General features: G+C 43.1%; 11 protein-coding genes. All 11 read right to left on the reverse strand.

The annotated features are described in order from the left end of the window. Positions 1 to 216: 216 nt before the first annotated feature. The 11 genes from HMPREF1535_RS03520 to HMPREF1535_RS03570 all read right to left on the reverse strand — a co-directional run bounded on the left by HMPREF1535_RS03520 (position 217) and on the right by HMPREF1535_RS03570 (position 21659). A complete protein-coding gene (locus HMPREF1535_RS03520) occupies positions 217 to 1650 on the reverse strand; it encodes a family 43 glycosylhydrolase (protein ID WP_235438336.1) in 1434 nt (477 codons plus the stop codon). Between the two features lie 6 nt (positions 1651 to 1656). Continuing rightward, positions 1657 to 3552, reverse strand: coding sequence for a right-handed parallel beta-helix repeat-containing protein (locus HMPREF1535_RS03525; protein ID WP_052716641.1), 1896 nt, complete (start codon positions 3550 to 3552; stop codon positions 1657 to 1659). 98 nt (positions 3553 to 3650) lie between these two features. Then, entirely contained in the window at positions 3651 to 5915 is a 2265-nt protein-coding gene (locus tag HMPREF1535_RS03530) for a hypothetical protein (RefSeq protein ID WP_046145322.1), read from the reverse strand. A 398-nt stretch (positions 5916 to 6313) separates the two neighbouring features. Beyond that, complete coding sequence (galB, locus tag HMPREF1535_RS03535) at positions 6314 to 8830, reverse strand: beta-galactosidase GalB (RefSeq protein ID WP_046145323.1); 2517 nt, start codon at positions 8828 to 8830, stop codon at positions 6314 to 6316. An 18-nt stretch (positions 8831 to 8848) separates the two neighbouring features. Then, a complete protein-coding gene (locus tag HMPREF1535_RS03540) occupies positions 8849 to 11134 on the reverse strand; it encodes a hypothetical protein (protein WP_046146389.1) in 2286 nt (761 codons plus the stop codon). Between the two features lie 397 nt (positions 11135 to 11531). Then, complete coding sequence (locus HMPREF1535_RS03550) at positions 11532 to 13262, reverse strand: RagB/SusD family nutrient uptake outer membrane protein (protein ID WP_244275569.1); 1731 nt, start codon at positions 13260 to 13262, stop codon at positions 11532 to 11534. 67 nt (positions 13263 to 13329) lie between these two features. Then, positions 13330 to 16617, reverse strand: a complete 3288-nt coding sequence (locus HMPREF1535_RS03555; RefSeq protein WP_242507916.1) for a TonB-dependent receptor — start codon at positions 16615 to 16617, stop codon at positions 13330 to 13332. A gap of 288 nt (positions 16618 to 16905) precedes the next feature. After that, positions 16906 to 17901, reverse strand: a complete 996-nt coding sequence (locus HMPREF1535_RS03560; protein WP_046145326.1) for a FecR family protein — start codon at positions 17899 to 17901, stop codon at positions 16906 to 16908. Between the two features lie 285 nt (positions 17902 to 18186). Then, on the reverse strand, positions 18187 to 18474 hold the full coding sequence (locus tag HMPREF1535_RS25040) for a fibronectin type III-like domain-contianing protein (protein ID WP_052716642.1): 288 nt from the start codon (positions 18472 to 18474) through the stop codon (positions 18187 to 18189). A gap of 6 nt (positions 18475 to 18480) precedes the next feature. Beyond that, positions 18481 to 20493: a glycoside hydrolase family 3 N-terminal domain-containing protein gene (locus HMPREF1535_RS03565; RefSeq protein WP_052716643.1), complete on the reverse strand. Its 2013-nt coding sequence runs from the start codon at positions 20491 to 20493 to the stop codon at positions 18481 to 18483. A 92-nt stretch (positions 20494 to 20585) separates the two neighbouring features. Continuing rightward, entirely contained in the window at positions 20586 to 21659 is a 1074-nt protein-coding gene (locus HMPREF1535_RS03570; RefSeq protein ID WP_046145327.1) for a uroporphyrinogen decarboxylase family protein, read from the reverse strand. Between the last annotated feature and the right edge of the window lies 1 nt (position 21660).

Here is a 21660-nt window from a genome sequence, read left to right on the forward strand (position 1 = left end):
AAACTCTATATTCAAGCACAAGTGAAACACCAATAAACTTATTATCAAGACAATAAAATCAACATAATGTATCACTTGTACTTCAAACATTTATACGTCAAAAGACTATTTTCGTAAAATCAACATAATATTAACACAAAGATATTGTATTAAGTACCATTTGAACTTGACATATCTTACGAAATAGATGCACTATCTTACTATTTTCAAAAACATCTATTCTTTTCTATTCTCAAAAACAAACCACTCCAGATTCATCAAATCCAGCCCTTTAACAGCAGGATCAACAGCCTTAAACACAAATACCAATGCATGTTTTCCCGTAACTGATTTAATATTTGTTTCATGAATAGCATAAGCTGTTTCACCTTCCATTGGAGTTATATCACACGTCCCGATCAATTCCCCTTCAGGGCTATCCAGCCGTATTTCTATCTGAGCAGCCTTGTTCCTATCCCATGTTTTACAAACAAAATGATTTACTTTTGTATCTGTAAAATCATAATATTTCCAATAGGCATAATCACCATCGCGAATGTCCGCTAAGTATTCTACTGGAATATCATTATCCGGACGACGCACTGCAACCATAACATTTCCTGACATCAGACAAGCTCTTGCTGCATCCATCCGATAAAGAGGCGAAATAGGGCCACCGATTCCCTGCGTGGTCATTTCCACCTGCGGAATAGTACCGTCAGGATTAAATATTATTGGTTCCAAACAGGCTTTTCGCATGGTCGCACTCGCATGCGTCGGACGATGATAAGCGATATACCATTGTCCGTTGATTTCGACAATACAACCATGGTTATTCACCAGGTTCCTTCCGCTTCCCCAGTTATCAATAATAACACCCCTGTAAGTGTAGGGACCCAGTGGAGATGTCGCAGTCGCATAATCTAACGTTGCACAGTTAGATTCTCCATGTTGAGAATGGCTTCCATATACAAAATAATAGATGCCGTTCCTTTTCCGGACGGAACTACCTTCATTGAAGAAATGCGTTTCATAGGTTAACAAACTATCATGAACAGCTCCTTCTATCGAAAGCATATCCTTACTTAGCTTTGCTCCCTTAGCATACCCCTGCCCCCAGAACAAATAAGCCTGCCCATCGTCATCAATAAAGACAGACGGGTCAATACCTTTTATCCCTTCTATCACCTTCCCATCCCTAAACGGACCATAAGGAGAAGAGGAAACTGCCACACCTTCATCGTCTCCACCTCCGGCAAGACAATAATAAAGGTAATATTTCCCGTTGTGATGGATGCAATCCGGAGCATATAAAATCCTATCTGTATAATCTACTTGTTTGCCCGGACCATCAGTAGCAAAAGAAAATTGCTCCACACTCCAGTTCACAAGATCGGACGAAGACAATACGTTATAAGAACGAGAGCACCAGGCGTTACCAGGTTCGTCGCGCGATCCGTAGACATAAACACGTCCATCAGGCATCTGCCTTACCTCAGGATCTGCAATATACAATCCGGGAGGAGCGATAGGATTTAGCATTCTGTTAGTCGAAACGACTGTAACCTTATCGTTCGATTGCCGTTTTCCATCGAACTGACACCCCGTAAACACCCCTGCTATAAACAGGCCACTTACCAGGAAAAAATAATTCATATATGAATAAAACATAAATTACTATTTTAAATTAGGCCATACTTTTATCCGTTTGGTAGAAGATAATTTTTCTATCGGCCCGAGAACCGGAGTAGCAGAACGTTCATTACCGAAAAAGTCTTTTTCCAGTTTGAAAGGTGTTCCGTCTGGATTCTCAAACGGGAATCCTGTCAGTTGAGTGATACCTAAACGTTCGGCATCTATCTTTTTTCCTTTAAATGAAGATAATTCTTGCAGATTAATGTCACTTACCAGATATACTTCGCCGTCGGGGGTTTCCTCTACTTTCAATTTCGGATTGACTGCTTTCTCCACCCAATCCTGCGTCTTGTTCGTCATCGGAAGAGAACCGTTCAGGAACAGATTATTCTCTGCATAAATAGGACGTTGTGATACATCGAATACGATCATTCCATATTTTAACTTACTGTTGTCACCACCAATAAAGATATTATTAAAGAAGCGATGGTCGCCTTCGGTGATAGTCCGTATGCCTTTCACTTCGGTAGAATGGTTCAAGTGATACGGAGTGTAACGCTGGTCGTCCAAACGGTTGATGTCTCCGGAAAAGATATTATGCAGATAGGCTCCGCCATCGGTATTCTCCTGTATCGTACGAGGTGAAAGGGAAATGTTGTTATCTACTACATAAGGTCCGTGAGACACTTCGAAAAACAAGTCCTGTGCCAGGTTGTCATACAATAAATTGGAAGATACGCGTGCTCCCTGTGCCATCCAGTCCAACCAGATTCCATAATTACCCGACTTATGAATCCGGTTATGATGAATATAGGTATCTATTGCACCATGTAATTTAATACCGGCCATTTCAGCTCCGCCAAATTGTTGTTTTACCAGGATATTATAGATATGGTTTCCGTAAATCTCGCTGAACGCCGCTCCCATACTACCACAAATACCGGTTTGCTCACAATCAGAAATGACGTTGTTCCGAACGATATGGGAACCGACGTTATCTTTGCTCCATCCGCGACGTAGCGTATTGAATATTACTTCTACATAGTGTAACGTACCGTCCAGACGTTTGTCGTTACATTCCAGATTATGTCCACTGGCACGTTCTTTTCCCAAAGTGATACCGTTGGCTCGGGAATTCTTAATAACATTATCCTCGATAATCCACCCCTTACACCAATGGGGAGCAATCATCCCCACCTGTTCGGCTGTCGGAGCAGCCCACTGCGTGGCGGCCTGGCTTATATGGAAACCACGAATCGTGATATAATTCAGTCCCTCACGTGTCGGATAGAAACAAGTAGGACGAACCGAGACCTCAACCGTTTCCTTATTCGGATCAATATCTCCAAAATTTGCATAAATCGTCGTATTATCCGCATCTACTTCTGCGAACCATACATTCGTACATCCTTGGGGATCACGTATTGTACGGAGCGTATCCGGTGCAAATACCTTATCCAGGCTAAATTCTTCATAAAGCGAAACATCATTCAAATATACATCTCCCGTATGATGAACCCGTTCAGACCATAGCCAGTCACCATACAGACGGTCGTTGAACGGATTGTAATTTCCAAAGAATGAATTAGGCAATACCACCTTCCATACTCCCTTTGCTTTCTTCTCCTTTTTCCAACCAGTCACCAACTCTGAACCTTTTATTTCAGCTTTCTCACCTTCGGCCACTCGATACAGGATACGTTTTCCTTCCCGTTCCCCACCGCTCAACGGATTCACCCATTCACGATAAACACCGTTATGTACCGTAACCGTATCTCCCGGCAACGCTTTCTGAGCAGCCCAATTTATAGTTTTAAAAGGAGATGAAATATCTCCGTTATTAGCATCACTCCCTTTTACCGATACATGATATTCTTTGGCTGATAACACATTCACACACAAACAGAACATCGAAATCAAGCATAGTATTTTTTTCATGGTTTAAAAATTATAATATTACAATTAATTAGATAACGCAAATATAAAGGCAGCTATTCCTATTTAAAATAGCAAATAGCTGCCTATTTTGTGGATTATTATTGCTTACTGTTCTCACACAAATCAAACGAACGTCCTTTTTGCCCGTTCTCCATCTGATACAAAGTCCAACCACTGTTATCCGCCTTTTTCTCCAATCGCCAACTCAATGCCGGATTTTGTAACATCTTACGAATATGCGTCGGAAAAGCATCTGCCCTACGAGCTTCTTCCCAGGTACGGACCACATTGAATATCGCATATTTTTGCGGACAACTTTCTACATCTTTCTGACCGATCCTGAACGCATACGTACAACCATAACCGATAGCCGTAGCTTCAATATGCTCAAAATCTTCCACCGTCGACTCAGCCGTAATCGGGAAGTTTCCACCAAATGAAGACGGGAAAAAGTTGGCATAAGTAACATCACGAAGGTCTTTACCCTGACTGGTCGTACTTCCCCATACACGCTTCTTCACATCATAAATATTCAAACCGCCTCCCACATTCCAAGTGCTCTGATAATGCCAGGAGCCTTCCGACAAAGTCGCTCCCGTAAAACGAATATCCGGTAAACCATGCTTCTTCGCTTGCTCAAACATATTGCGGAAGAAACGTTTCACGCCATAACCGCCAAAACCTGTGTGGAAATAAAACTCCTGTCCGTCATAATCGAACATGCCCAATCCGCTGTTCTTGCAAATATCGGCATAATGGCGTGCCAGTTCATCTTGTAATTCCAGGTTAGGAATCAATCCGGCATATGCTCCGCCTACCGCAGGTTGAAGTTTATCCACAGCATCCCCCTTTACATGAGCAGCAGGTCGAGTCCCCCAATAACCACGTGTCACTTTCATGAGCCGATATGGTTTTTCCTTTGTAACACCCAAATAGTGAATCAATTCCTTACCGATCTTAACCATATTCAATTCCGGACTATGTCCTTCCCAACAAGCTACTTCTTCCAAATGAGTAGGATCATCGATATAAATCATCGTATCCGTCTCGTTCAAATTTTCCGTAAGAAAACGACGGTGTAAAATACAGATACTGTCCGATGGTACCGGACTACAATCCTTCGTTCCGGGTGCCATTGAGTTAGATATGGAGGTACGCCCCAAAATCAACCCCTCTTTAGCCAACAGGTCGGCATACTCGCGAGTAGACAAATCCTTATCTGTGAAATGATAGCGTTTCTTTTCATGTCGCGGACCGTCAATGAAACCGCCATTTCCCCTATCGGCATGCAAGAAAGGTTGGTCGTACGTATGAATCACTTTCAATCCCATCTGTTTAGCATACGACGCCACACTGTCCATAAGTCCTCCATATGTACATAGATCCGGCATGAAAGTTGTAGGATCTTTTACCCACTTACCCTGGAAAGTAGGATAAGGCAAACCCTCATTCAAAACGATATCCTGAATAACTTCCATCAAAGCCGTACTATCCGGGCTACCCCACAAAGCGATAGATGAACCAATGAAATCCACTCCCGGAACATCCTGACGCATCATGTGGTTAGGTTCATTGTTTTGGAAGATAGGATTACCTTCCGGAGAATAGATCATCTTACCTTTCCGGCGATCACGCGAATGATAGCGTATATTAATTCGTCCGTTACAATCAACAAAAGCCGTATTACCATATAGAATACGGAAATACGATTCTTTCCGATTATAAAAAGCCACATCGTTGATTCCGTCGCCTCCCATCGTAAACTGTTGCCCTTCATGCAATGTTAACGGTAATGGATGATTCACCGGATCAGGCGTATGGGCAATATAACCCGAAGGACCTGTTTCGGATGTAAAACGTGATTCTCCGCCAATCGTATTATCATCCAACGCCAAAGCTCCGATAGCATAACCTACCGCAGCCGAGGTATCACGGGCCACCCCGATCATTTCCCCCAATAAATTGGTAATATTCGTATAATAATTACCCCACTGTATACCATCGATTCCATTACGAGGTTCCAAACTTTCCAACTTCAACTTGAAATATTTTGTCTTCTCATCCAAAGCAACCGTTGCCACAGAGCCGTTCTCGTATTCCAACCGATACTTGCCTCCGCTGTAATGAGCCTTTTGCGGATAATAATACCGTTTCAGGTCTTCGTCATAAAGAGACAACAGGGGCGACGGCTGGTCCGCCGGACTGAAATTACGACTTTCGCGTGTCAAGTTCCACATACCGGTGATATATCCCCGGTTATCTATATCGATACCGAAACGATCTGTTTTGAACGATTGATGCGTACCCGACTCGCAACTACATAACAACAGAGTTGCAGCTACAAAAGATAATGTTTTCTTCATGATATAATTTATATGTTTTATTTACTGTCTATATAAGAATACACTTCTTGTACCAAAAACATTTAGATAAACTAGTTGAAAAATTCCTTTTTAGAAACAGAGAGGTACAAAATTACAGGTTTCGGCTTTCCCATATAATAGCAAATAATTACCTTTTCCGTGGATTATTATTGCAAGTAGTGCAAATGGTACTGATACTACTATGCTAGCCAGACGACATAGTAGTGCTGGCATGATGGCCCCCACCCTATAACGTACGTATCCGTTGGAAAAAAACGTACGCTTTTCTTCCAACGGATTATCTTTAACCGACTTCACATCCGTATTCAACATGACAGCCCATCATTGATAAAACGATAGCTAAACATAATTTCAAACCTATATATGTTCTTATTTTATTATTCATGATCTATCTCAATATCAACCGTCGCCTTTTCCAAACCATCCGCCTCGATAGTCAAGCGAAGCGGTTTATTTCCATCTCGTTTAGCTTTGACTATAGCCAGGAACAAACCGTTAAATGCCGGACGGGACGGTTCCGAAAAGGTGATCAAACAAGTCGGGTCACCATTATCAGTTGCAACAATTTCCCCGTCACCTTCCAAGCTACAGAAGATACGGTTCTCGGCTGTCGGCACATCGTATCCATCTTTATCCACCAACGATACTTTAACAAAGACTAAGTCCTCGCCATCCGCTTTGATCAATGTTTTATCCGGTACGGCTTTCAGACGAACGGGATCACCGGTAGTCCGCACACGAGTTTCCGCCCACTTTTTATGCTGCTTATAAGCAACAGCCTTCAACTCTCCCGACTGATACACCACGCTATCCCAACGGAAACGGTATTCATACGGTTGCTTTTGTTTCTTTCCCAACGACTTGCCATTCAAGAAAAGTTCCACCTCGTCCCCCGAACTATATACAAAAACAGGTGTCACTTTACCTACCCGATCGGGAAAATTCCAATGTGGAAGGATATGTACCATCGGCGTATCTGGCATCCAACGCGCCTTATATAGGTAATAGCGGTCTTTCGGGAAACCAGCCAAATCGACAATACCGAAATAACTGCTCCGCGACGTAGGGCGGTTACGTTCTATCTTATTCAATTCTTCACGCTGCTTAGCCAGTTCTTCTTCTGTCATGGCAGCCGAGTGATTCAACAAGACACTGGCATCACTATTAAATGGAGTCGGTTCGCCCAAATAATCAAAACCGGTCCATACGAATTCACCACAAATGGCCGGATATTTATCCAATGCAGCAAACTCCCAATCAGGTAGTCCTCCCCATCCGGGTTGCGTCAAATCATAAGATGAAACATGGAGTTGGCGTGGAAAATATTCGCCCCTGGAACTCATTGTCGAACTGGATTCACTCGAATAACCCGACAAATGCTCATGTCCTTTCTTATTCAAAAACTCTCCATAAAAATCAGGTCCTCCATATACGCCTGCCGCATAATTCATTCCATGGACATCCACCTGCAATTCCGTTCCATTCACGGCAGACTTACTCGGATAAGAAGCTCCAAACGTAGCCGGACGGGTCGTATCGAAACGATGAACCACTTCTGTCAAATGACGGACAATGCCCAGTTCCGGATTATATTGTTCAGGTAACTCATTTCCCGTACTCCACAGGATAACCGATGGATGGTTCCGGTCCCGGCAAATCAGCATTTCTATATCTTTTTCATGCCATTTTTCGTATAAAGAACTATAGTCATACTCTTTCTTTCCTATTGTCCAACTATCGAACAATTCGTCCATAACCAGAAACCCCATCTTATCTGCCAGCTCCAACAATTCCGGTGCCGGAGGATTATGAGAGGTACGTATTGCATTACAACCAAAACTCTTCAGTATGCGCAATTGTCGCTCCATGGCAACCTTATTCACTGCTGCCCCCAAAGCCCCCAAGTCGTGATGGTTACATGTCCCGTTTATCTGCACGCGCTTGCCGTTTAACAGAAAGCCGTTATCATGCGTGAACTGAATAGTCCGGAAACCAAATGGTGCATCATACACATCCACCAGTTTGTTTTTATTATAAACCGACACACGGGCCAAATAGCGGTTAGTATTCTCCAGACTCCATCGTTTAGGAGAGTTCACAAGCAAAGAGACCGTATCACCAATCAATTGGTTTGGTTTCAACAGTAATTGTTTCTTTACGACTGCGACTTTCGCGCCCGGTACATCATCCTTATCCAGTTCATAAATATCAACCACGTACTGTCCGTCTACCGCTTCCGATAAATTATTCTGTATTTCGACATGGACCAAGGCATTGGCCTGCTCGTCTGTGATTTCAGGTGTTGTCACAAAAACACCCCACTGCCCCACGTGTACAGGATTCGTTTTCACCAACCGTACATGCCGATAAATACCGGCACCGGGATACCAACGGGAGCCGAACTTTTCGGTATTCAGCCGGACAGCTACCACATTCTTTTTATCATACAAAAGATACGGAGTCAAATCGACCCGAAAAGAGCTGTATCCGAAAGCCCATTCGCCCACTTTATTCCCATTAAGCCACACTTCGGCATTCGCCATCGCACCATCGAAATCCAGATAAAACCGTTTCTTTTTATCCTTCGAGGATACTTCAAAGTATTTACGATACCAACCGATCCCCTTCCAAGGCAATTTTCCGGTATATCCATCCAAGTCAATACGGAAAGGTCCCTCGATCCCCCAATCGTGGGGAACATCCAGCCTCCTCCAATCCCAATCGTTATACGAATATGACTGTAAAGAATCCGGTTCCTCCACACGCGAACCATCCGCCTGCAAGCCAAACCTGGCAAACCGCCAGTCTCTATCAAAATTCAATTCGGAGCGCTGGCCCCAAGCCAACAATCCGAACATGTTTATACATGCTATGATTAAATAAGACTTTCTCATATTTATTGATATCTGTTTTTAAGGAACAAAACAAAAAACGTTTCCATCCGCCTTCAAATCGAAAGAATGTCCTTTCTGGCCATTCTCCATTTGATACAACGTCCAACCGCTACTATCCGCCTTCTTTTCCAAACGCCAACTCAATGCCGGATTTTGCAGCATCTTGCGGATATAAGTCGGGAAAGCATTCGCCCGGCGGGCTTCCTCCCATGTACGGATCACGTTGAAGATGGCATATTTCTGGGGACAACTTTCCACATCATCCTGGCCGATTTTCAAGAAATAGGTAGTTCCATGTCCTATGGCTGTGGCCTCTATATGTTCATATTGTTCAACAGTCGATGCTGCCGTAATAGGGAAATTAACACCAAAGCTGGACGGGAAATAGTTCGCATACGTCACATCGCGCAAATCCTTTCCCTGGCTGGTCGTGCTTCCCCAGACACGTAAATCGGCATCATAGATATTCTTACCACCACCTACATTCCATACGCTTTGATAATGCCAGGAGCCTTCGCTCAAGCCCGCTCCGGTAAATCGGATATCGGCCGGCAAATTCAACTTCTTTGCTTGGTCGAACATCGTCCGGTAGAACCTTTTAACCGAATAACCACCCATCCCGTTAAAGAACAGGAACTCCTGACCGTCGAAATCATAAAGCCCCAATCCTGACCGCCCGGCAACATCCGCATAATAACGTGCAAATTCATCCTGTAACTCCAAATTCGGGATAAGTCCCTGGTATCCCCAGCAAGTAGTCGCCTGCAACTTGTCTACCGCATCCCCTTTGCCATGGACTGCCGGTATCGTTCCCCAATAACCTCGTGCCACGTTCAACAACCGATAAGGCTTTTCTGCCGACACACCGGTAAAATGAATCAATTCCTTCCCTATCTTTACGAAGTTAAGCGGACAAAACTGGTCCGAAGCAATCAACTCGTTCAGGTAATCCGGAGCATCCACATAAATCAAAGTATCACTCTCCGATATATCTTCACTCAAATAATGCCGGTGCAAGACACACACGCTGTCTGACGGGAACGGACTGCAATCTTTCGTGCCGGGAGCCAAAGAGGTCGTGATATTGGTACGCCCCAAAATCAAACCATCCTTAGCCAGTAGGTCGGCATACTCACGATGCGACAAATTATTACCATCCGAAAAACGATACGTCTTACGTGACTGATCCTTTCCATCCAGATAACCCTCATTTGCCCGGTCAGGAACCAAGAAACCCTGGTCATAAGCATTGATCACCTTCAATCCCATTTGCTTGGCATACGAAGCGATACTATCGTACCGGTTCCCGTATGTCTGCAAGTCGGGCATGAAAGAGGTCGGATCTTTCACCCATTTCCCGTTGAAAGTGGGATAAGGCAACCCTTCTTCCAAGACAATCGTCTGGATGACATCCATCAACGCCGTACTATCAGGGCTTCCCCACAAGGCGATAGAAGAACCGATATAATCGACACCGGGCACCGCTTGCCGCTGTTGGTGGTAACGGAATTTTTCACTCACAAGCGCAACCCCTTCCGGTGTGTAAATCGTATTTTCCCTGCGGCGATCGCGCGAATGGTAACGGATATTGATGCGCCCGTTATTATCCACCCCCGCCGTGCTGCCATACAACGAACGATAAAACGGCTCTTTCCGGTTATAAAAAGCCACATCACTGAACCCGTCGCCTCCTACGGAAAAACTCTCTCCCTCATGGAGATTCAAAGGTAGCGGATATTTTTCCGGGTCAGGCGTATGGACAATATAGCCTCCTGCGCCTGTCTCTGACGTATAACGCGACTCCCCGCCGATCGTATTGTCGTCCAACGCCAACGCACCAATGGCATAGCAGACAGCAGCCGAAGTATCACGCGCCACCCCGATCATGTCTCCCAAAATGTTATTGATATTGGTATAATAATTTCCCCACTGCACACCATCGATACCCTCGCGCGGCGTTAAATCCTCCAAGGTCAGTTTGAAATATTTATCCTTTTCGTCCAACCGCACAGTCGCCACCGAACCGTTTTCATATTCCAGCTTGTATCTGCTTCTCGCATAACGGGCTTTCTGCGGATAATAATAACGTTTCAAACCGCTGTCATAAAGTGCCAACAAAGGCGACGGCTGATCGGTCGGACTGAAATTGCGACTCTCGCGCGTCAGGTTATACATGCCTGTGATATAACCGTGCGAATCGACATCGATACCGAAATAATCGGTTTGAAAGGATTGAGACGTATTCGAACTGCAGCCGGATAACAGAACAGTTACCGCTGCCAATGATAATAATTTCTTTTTCATCGTATAATTGTAGATTATTAAACAAAAATACAGGTTGGCTATTTGCCAAAACATAGCAAAAAACTGCCTTTTCAGTGGATTATTAGTGCTTTTAACCACCTTAACATCCTCCTCAAAAACAAAGTAAGCTCCGATACCGAAGCATAACTCGCCACGATACCGGAGCTTATCACATCCAAGCCTATTCTATCTTAGGCCTGTCATTCCCCCCGTTGTCCGGACGCGCACCGACATACAACGTCACCGGATAGTCAATCAGGCGCGCCTGTTTCAAACGTGTGAGAGAGTATATAAATTTAAATATTAAAAGTGTTTTGCTTATAAGGTATGAAAAAGCATGCAGACAAATCTTTACAGAAAATATCTGCATGCTTTAGTCAATCAATTCAAATCAAACTTATTTCAACGGGTCGAAAGTACCGCCCCATTCGTTATTTTGTTCCAGTTTGGAATTGCGGTCCAGATCATTCTTCTTGATCGGATAGAACCAATGGTTATTATCCAGGTTAAAACGATACAGAGCCTTGTCACCATCCACGCATTCGATATAATCGAAACGGAAAAGTTTATTGACTTCCGGATCGAACATGTCTTTTGTCCAATCGAAATTACCATTTTTCACCACACTGTAATCGTTGATAACCAACCAAAGAGACGAACGGTATTTGATTTCGTTCAGGATGTCGAAACGTTTCCAGCGACGCAAGTCGTTCCAGCGTTTACCCTCGTAAGCGAATTCGATGTAACGTTCGGTCATATATGCTTCGCGAATATCACCCTGTGAAGTAGCTGTAATACCATAGTTACCTGTTGTGTTTTCTATACCGGCACGTTTCCTGACATCATATAGCACCTGCAATGCTTCACTGCTCTTACCAACTTCATTTGCACACTCACCATAGTTCATCAACACCTCTGTGAAACGAATTTCAACCCAATCAACCTGAGCTTCATATACTTTACTGGCATTAATGTTATAGTCAAGACCTTTGCGTTGATAGAAGTTCGAACTGGCTCCGGCTGCTTTTCCGAACTCATCCATGGTAAGGTGAGCATAAGCTCCATCGCTCAGGATATGCCAACCATTCCAATATTTATTGTCACCGATAAGTACGTCGTTACAGGGATACTCCGTACCCGGACAAAATATCGTGGCATGGAAACGTGGATCACGGTTGTTATAGAACTCGTTTACGAATTCATGGTTATAATCCATATCATTGGCTAAACGGTTTACATCCAGCTCCAGCGGTGTTCCATCCGCTTTCGGAAAAGCCAACAGCAATGGCAAGATAGCCTCGTTCTGATCAGCCATATCCTTTGTCAAAGGAAGCGGTCGGATATTCTTCTGATCCAGATAATGGTCCGGACCGAAAAATTGGTTCACCATGATAACCTCGCAGTTTTGTTCGTCATACCAAATATCTGCATATTTACCTTGATACAGTCCTTTACCTACGCCCTGCAAGAAATCGACTGCGGCTTTGTTAGCCTCATAGGCCTGCTGCCAACGAGTCTGATCGTGGTTCGGATTAAATAGCGGACTGGCGTATGCCAACAGAACACGTCCTTTGAAAGCCATAGCACATCCTTTATCAATCCGGGCATAATCGCTATCTCCCCATACATCCGGAAGCAAAGAAATAGCCTCATCCAAGTCTTTCACGATCTGTGCCATGCATTCACTTGTTGAATTACGGGGCACCAACAATGAATTGATATCAGATACATCCTGCCCCTCCAAGATCAAAGGGACACCACCCAATGTGAACACCTTTCCCCAATAATCCCACGCACGCCAAAACAAGGCTTGTCCGCGCATTCGGTCTTTCTCTACCTGAGTCAAAACAGAAAGTTCAACCGTTTCCAGATTCGTTAGAAAGAAATTAATCCTTTCTATAAATCGATAATCCAAACCTTGCCCACTAATATCTACGGAATATTCTCCACGTACATACTGGTTCATTTCTGTCGGTCCATTCATACCCTCATCCGTATTGTTGGCAGCAATAGGCCAACCGGGCATCATGTTTCCATAAATGTTAGACAGGAACGCATTGATCATTTCAGAATTTTTCCATACTCCGTCCGGTGTGATGGAATTTGTATTTTGTAATCCAGACTGCATCCATACATAAGAAAAGCACAAAGCAGACCTGCTAATAATTTGAATCGTTTCATTGTTTACTTCAGATTTAAAATTTCACATCAATACCAAAATTGAATGACCGCATAATCGGATAGGCATTGCCATGTTCCAGTTCAGGATCATAATATTTGAAGCTACTTAATACAAAAAGGTTAGACCCAGTCACGAAAAGCCGTACATTGTCAAATAGTTTATTGTATAACTGTCCCTTCGGCAGGTCATAGCTCAATGTGAGATATTTCAAACGCATGAAATTAGTCTTCTTCAACCAGAACTGACAGTCATCGTCCTTATATGATCCCGGAGCATTTGCACTCATCTGTTTCGGAAGCATGGCATTCGGGTTTTCAGGAGTCCAACTGTTGTCATACCATTCAGCCCATACACGGTTCCATTCCACATTGCCCGCCAAATCACGGAAGGAACGGTCTCTGCCCAACTCACCGGAGAACATCATGTCCAAACTGAGTCCTTTCCAACTACCACCCAAATTCAAGCCATATTGTACCGGGAAGTTCTTATCACGCAACACTACACGGTCCCAGCTATCGACAACGCCATCGGGTGTGCCATCCGGACCTGAATGGTCTTTATAAACAAGCATACCTAATTCCGGCTTCATACCTTTAAATGAATAATTCGGATGTTCCGCATTGAAAGCGTCCAACTCTTCTTGTGTACGGATAATACGATCGAAATCATACGCAACCCAACGACTTGTAGATGTGCCGATAGGAATATCGATCCATTGAGCGTTTTCAGCGTAGTCTTTATATTTGATTTCGTTCCATCCATAAGACAGAGTCAAATTACCATAGTAGTTGAAATCGTGGCTTGTTCCCTTATACCCCAATTGCAAGTCGATACCTTGCGCGTTCATCTTACCGTAGTTTTCGGCAGGCATGTCACGGCTAAAAGTAGTAGGCAATGTTGCCTGACGATTATCCAAGATATCGTATGATTTACGGAACCAATAATCTGCGCTCAAATTCCAATGATCCAGGAAGGTCATATCCAAACCGACGTTATAGTTCAATGCCTTTTCCCATGTCAGGTTCGGATTGACTACATTACCGTAATTCAAACCGACATGTTTAGAAGGATTCTTGCCGAAATAAGCCGGTAAGACATTATTGTTATCATTGAGCTTGACAGCCGTATAAGATTCTTGCCATTGCCATCCACCGACAGAGTCATCACCGGTCAGACCGATAGAACCACGAAGCTTCATGAACTGAATCCATTTCTTGTTGAAGAAGTTTTCTTCAGACAGTACCCAGCCAGCAGAACCTGCCGGGAAGAACCCCCAACGTTGAGAAGGAGCAAAGTTCATGGAACCGTCTTCACGGAAAGAGAAACCTAACAAATATTTATTTGCATATGAGTAACTGAACTGTCCTACATAAGACATACGTCCATTTTTAGAAGAGGGATCTCCCCCACCGGAGGTGAACTCTCGCGAGCTACCTGCCGCCCAAAACTGGTCGGTCATATAAGTCGGGAAAGTTTCCCTGAGACCATAAACGCTGTCATTGAACCCTTCGGACCACTCTGTCAATAATACCGCAGCCACATTATGCACATCGTTGAACGTATTGGCATAATTCAAATAGAAGTTCAACTGTTGAGTATCTCCCCATTTGGAATCCTTGCGCAAATAATCCCTGCCATATTGGCTGGACCGCTTAACCCCGACAATATCTTCATCTCGTGTAGACATGATACGTCCGTTGGCACCACTATGTTTGGTGATATACATATCATAGTTGGTATAATACCCGTTCACCGTATTGTGCGTCCAAGTCCTGTTGTATTGAACACTGGCACTCAATCCCTTCAAGAAAGGTATTTTATATGTTCCCTTTACGGTAAATGTCGGATTCAGGCGCTTATCATAACGATATCCGTCATAACCCAATACACGGGCACCCACATTGCCGATCCAACCGTAATCAACCAATTTTCCGCTATCGGTAAATACCGGCTGCTCCGGTTGCCAAATACGCAATTTACCATACGTATCGTATGCCCAATCCGTACCGTCACTGGCAATACGACCGATCTTGTCATTGGTTAATGAAAATCCGGTATACAATTCAAAATCGTCAGTCACTTTAGCCGTCACATTCATACGGATATTATATTTATCGTATGTAAGCGGAGACAAGAACCCTTGTTGTTTCATGTAGGAAGCAGCTCCAAAATAATGAATCCGGTCATTACCACCCGAGATATTCAAATTATGCGTTTGCGTAGTCGGGTTCTGATATACTTCATCCAACTGGTTATATCCGTATCCGCCATTAATAGAAGCGATATGGTCGATCTCTTCCTGTGTCCATTTACTGGTAGATTCAGGATTAACACGGTTATATATCTCGGCCGTTTGCACACCATCCGTCAGATCATAACCTTTCGTACGTGCATCGACAGAGAAACCATACGAATAATTGATAGTCGGCTTGCCAATCTTACCTTTCTTGGTCGTTACGATAACAACACCACCGGACGAACGTGATCCATAAATAGCTGCCGAAGCCGCATCTTTCAATACAGAAATATCTTCAATTTCATTTGCGCTCATCGCATTGAAAGACGTAGCATCCCTAACGACACCATCAATGACATAAGTTACCGGCTGCGGATTGTATTTTTCCTCTTTCCAGGAAGAGATGGTACGGATTTGTAATTTCGGATTTGTTCCCGGAAGCCCGTTTTTAGAAGAGATATTGACACCCGCCATTTTTCCTGCCAATAAATTTGCAGCCGAGGCTGTCGGAATAGTCGTCAGGTTTTCTTCCATCTTCATGTTTGACACAGCTCCTGTTAATGACGTTTTTTTCTGTGTCAGATAACCGACCACAACAACCTCATCCAGCAGTTCCGTATCATCCATCAGGACAATATTCAGGTTCATTTTTCCCTTCGTTGGTATCTCCTGAGACTTATACCCGATAAAGGAGATCTCCAATGCTGTATTATCTGCGACATTCAAAGTAAATTTACCATCTATATCCGTAATGGTACCATTCGTCTTGTCACCTTTATCTATGACATTAGCCCCGATTACCGGTTCATTGTTTTTATCGACAACGACTCCTTTTACGATACGTTTCTGCTGGTTAACAGACTGGACTACGGTTACATCAGGTTTGTAAATGGAGATTGTCTTTCCTTCAACATCATATCGCACGTCCATCCCTTTAAAAACAGAGGCTAATACCTGTTCGATCGTTTTATTGTCTGCATTTACCGAAACCTTCTTCTTCACATTTATGTCGTTATTACGCACCAAAATGGAATAACCGGTCTGTTCTTCTATATCGTCAAGCACTCTGCTTATGGGAGCATTTTGACGATTTATAGTAATTTTTAGATCTTGCATTATAGTATTGGCATACACAGATGAGGTTATTGCGCTCAATACTATAAATGAACTTAATTGTTTTATCAAAGAATAATTTCTTTTCATATCTTTGTAAGAAATTTGTTAGTTAACAACTAATTGAATTAAAATCTTTTGTGAATCGGAGAGAAGTGCCAACCATCTCCGATTCCTTTTTTATCCACTCTCTATCATAATAATACTTTTTAGGTTAAACATAAAAACTAATCATTCTCTTTATCTATCTTTCACTGAAATAACACCACCGCTTACTTCGAACCGATATTTATTATCCACATCAATAAAATTAAACACTTCCTGAAGCGACATTTCCAGATTGATACTTCCTGAAAAGTATTCCTTTTCGACCTTATCACTTTCTACATGAATCTTTACATTATATTTCCGTTCTATGTCTTTCAATATTTCGGCAAACGAAGTATTCACAAAGCTCAGCCTTCCGGTTGTCCACAACGCTGACTTATAGGATTCAGTGCTTTCGCTGTACAATTGTCCTGTTCCACGATTATAAATAGCTTTTTCATCAGGCTTTAAACGGACATATTTATTATTGACAGAAACATCTACCCCTCCGTTAATCAGGGAAACTTCGGCTGAAAGGTCTTCGGGATATGACCGGACATTAAAAACAGTACCCGTCACTTTGACCTTCATATCTCCGGCATGTACCTGGAATACTTTTTCTTTGTTCTTGGCCACCTCAAAATATCCCTCCCCTACCAGATAAACATTACGCTCTTTCTTTCCATAAGATAATGGATATTTCAGAATAGAACCGGAATTAAGGACTGCTGTCGAGCCATCCGGCAAAAGAATCTTTGTCTGTGAACCCAGTGGTACCGTTGTCTCGTTATACAGCATATCTCCGGAATTATCCAGTTCTTCATATGTAAATATGGAACCTAAAGAAACTGTTACCATTAATAAGATAACCGCAGCTACATTCCGGGCATAGATTACCCATTTACGTCCGATTGTCATACCGGATGATACATGTAACTTCTCTTTCAAATTTGTATATTCAGAATCTTTTCGAGCCTCAAAAGCAGGGACATGAAGAAGGGCATACAACTTGACCATCTCTTCGTATTGCTTTCTATACAAATCAGACTCTTCCACCAATGAAAACAAAACACCTTTATTTTCATCGGTTATTGAACCCGATACGTATTCGTTCATTAAATTCTCAAATAATATATCTTTATCTTGCATATGACTTTTTTCTAACCGTTCTTATATTAATACACATCCCGGTCGGAAATAATTTAGATGAAATCAAATTATTTTCAAAAAAAGTCCAAAAAGATCCGTTTTAGTGGTTCAATTCATTAGAAGCTTTACTGAAAGCGTACCTAATCATTTATTCGTTTGATATATATCAAACGAATAAAGCACATATATGTTCCTTTCATTCGATATATATGTTTTATTCGTTCAATATTAATAATACGAATATTTGTACGGCTTGTCCTGTCTTGAACTCAGGTTTCAAATATGTTATTCCATATATTCTATTTTTTCTTTTAGCAGGATATCTTCCGCAGAACGGCCTACCATCAGTTCAAATTCGCCAGGTTCGGTCACATATTGCATATTTTCATTCCACAGTCCCAGTTCATCGGGAGAAACCTGAAAGGTCACCCGCTTTGTTTCTCCGGGAACCAACTCTTCTTTCGCGAAGCCTATCAATTGTTTTACAGGGATGGATACGGAACTTATCAAGTCCCGAACATATAACTGGACAACTTCTTTGCCGGCTCTCTTTCCGGTATTAGTTACGTCCAAAGAAACCTATATCTTATCATCCGGGCCAAATCTCTTTTTAGAAACTTGTAAACCCGAATATTCAAATGTAGTATAAGACAAACCGTAACCAAACGGGAACAATGGGTCCGGAGAAGAAAAGACATAGTCGCGTCCTGGCTTTTCTTTTGTACCCGGTGAATGGTAAAAACCTCTGCCGGATGGCTTATGGTTATAAAAGACCGGAACGTGGCCTACGCTCTGAGGGATGCTGACAGACAAGCGTCCGGACGGGTTTACTTCTCCAAATAATATCCGGGCAATCGCTGTTCCGCCTTTCTCTCCCGGATACCAGGCTTCAAGTATTGCCGGGATATGGGCCTTCTCCCAGGTTATCGACCAGGGGCGTCCATGTACCAGAACCAGAACGACCGGTTTGCCGGTTTTATATATTTCCTGCAATAACTCTCGTTGTACTCCATACGGATTTAAATCTGTTACATCGAAACCTTCCCCACAAGTATTCGGATCGTCTGCTTTATTAGTCGATTCGTCTCCCCAACCGATGCCGGACAAGGTAGAACTGGTTTCGCCCATTACAAAAACGATGAGATCAGACTTATTTGCAGCGTCCAGTGCTTCTCCAAAACCATCCTTACCTTCACCGGAGATAGAACATCCTTTTGCATATCGTACTGTCGTACCTTTTCCCACAAACTCTTTAATTCCCTGTAAAACAGTCACACCGGACAAATTCCCTTTGGTATAACTGTAATCGCCATACTGAACCTGATCGGCATTCGGACCTATTACGGCTACAGACTTTAATGACGAACGGTTTAACGGAAGAAGGGACGATTCATTTTTCAGCAGAATAACAGATTCTTCGGCTATTCGTTGAGACAACTGTTTATGGCTTGCCTTTCCTACGACCTGCCGGGATATTTCCGGGGAAGCATAAGTTTTTTCGAATAATCCTGCTTTAAATTTAACACGTAATATGCGTTTTACACAGGTATCAATCATCGAAACAGGGATTGTACCATCCTCAACCAATTCCGCCAGAGAAGCATAACATTCCAGAGAGGGTGCTTCTAAATCAACGCCGGCCGTGATTGCTTTGCGGGCAACTTCTTTTCTGTCCGCCGATGTCCGATGAAAATAACGGAGCATATCCATCGCACCATAATCGGAAAAGACATATCCCTGGAAATTCCACTCATCTCTCAAAACCTGTTGTAACAAGAACTTACTTTCATGAGCCGCTATACCGTCCACTTCATTATAAGAAGGCATAACCGAATAAATATTCGCTTCCGTTATAGCTTTATGGAAAGCCGGTAAGTGGGAAGAACGTAACTCCCGCTCACCGATAGAGGTCGGTCCCAGATTTATACCCGCCACCGGAGCGGAGTATCCGGCAAAATGTTTGGCTGTACAGATCAATTTGCCCGTACCTATTCTCTTTCTGGTCTGTTCTGGTTCACCTTGCATTCCACGAACGAAAGCGGAACCAATCTCACCGACCAAATAATAATCCTCTCCATAACACTCTTCTACCCGCCCATAACGGGGGTCACGTATAATATCAAACAAAGGGGATAAAGCCTGATCAACACCTGCACTACTGGCTTCCAGGGCTATAACCGAAGCCATTTCCTTTATCAGTTCTGGATTCCAGGTACTTCCCTGGGCAATAGCCTGGGGAAAAACGGTCGAACCATGAGACAGAAAACCATGCAAACATTCTGCGATCTGTATCGGTGGTATTCCCAAACGGGTACTGTCACGGAAAAAACGTTTCGAAACAGCCGATATTCCGGCAATGTCGGCTGCTTTAATGAAAGGGCTTTCACAAGCTCCAATCCCGTTTAATCCCTTCTTTCCGGCTTCATCCAGACGAATCATTCCCATCTGGGCAATTTTCTCATCCAGCGTCATCCGTGATAACAGATCTTCTACCCGCTCTTCCACAGGTGCTGCCGGATCTTTATATTTCTGAGCCTGACAAATAACAGAACCACACAGCAACACAACAAATACCCATACAAACCGTATCATAATCTCCCTTTGTTTTTAATAATTGATCGACATCAAAAATACTTTATTTAAATTAAACTCTCCATTCTTATCGACTAAAATTATTATTTCCATCAGAAAGTCAAGTCTATAGGATATTTTCCATACTTATTGATTGTATCTATCAGACATCGCACATTTTCCGTAGGGATCAGATCGTGAATACTATGATCTGTCGCAATTATATATCCTCCATCAGCAGCAGCCTCCCTGATACATTCCAAAACTTCTTTACGAACATCATCCGGATTGGAAGATGCCATCGTTACTTTGTTATTGATATTACCTATAGGCGTCAACCGTCCTTTGTATCTCTCTTTCACTTTTTTCAAATCCATCCCGGCAGCTCTTTCCACCGGATGAAGTCCATCGATACCGCAATCTACCAGATCGTCAAGGACATCCCAGATTCTCCCGTCGTTGTGCATAATAACCGGCACTCCCAATTCCTTGATACTGGCAACCAAACGTTTGAAATAAGGGATGAAGAAAGTACGGAAGTCATCCGGAGAAATCAACAAAGCATTCGTACCACCCCAGTCATCAGATATTTGTACACAATCGACTCCCCCTTCCTTTATAGCCAAACGGATAACCCCCAACGTCCATTCCAACACTGCTTCATTTATTTCATGTACCATTTCCGGATCCGTATACATGGTAATAGCCAATGTCTCGAAATCCATGATATACCAGGATAGCATGGTGAATGGTCCCAAAGTTCCCAACACGACTGCCAGGTCTTCCGTATTAGCAGCCTTCACATCTTTGAAAATTTTGAGACGATAAGGCGTATCGACCGGAGGCAAAGTATACGCTTCCCAATCTTCACGGCATTTTACAGGCGTATCGATTTGTGCGATGATCGGCCAGCCGTTTTTCTGATAGGTAACGCCCCATTCATCTTTGTATATCTCATTCGGTTCATGAGGGGTTTCTTCGATACCACAAAAACCGTTTATCGGCGTCCAGATGCCATCAATACCCAGCTTGGCAGCCAGCTTTGCCTGTGTTTTACCATCATACAAAACCGTTGTATATCCCAACAGCTCCTGCATAAGTTTCAAACTGAAAAGATGTTCCATAATAGGAATTCTGTCGGGTACACCACCCGATAATGCTGTCAAAAAACGTTCTCTTGATGTCATA

Source organism: Parabacteroides goldsteinii DSM 19448 = WAL 12034 (assembly GCF_000969835.1).
Classification (GTDB): domain Bacteria; phylum Bacteroidota; class Bacteroidia; order Bacteroidales; family Tannerellaceae; genus Parabacteroides; species Parabacteroides goldsteinii.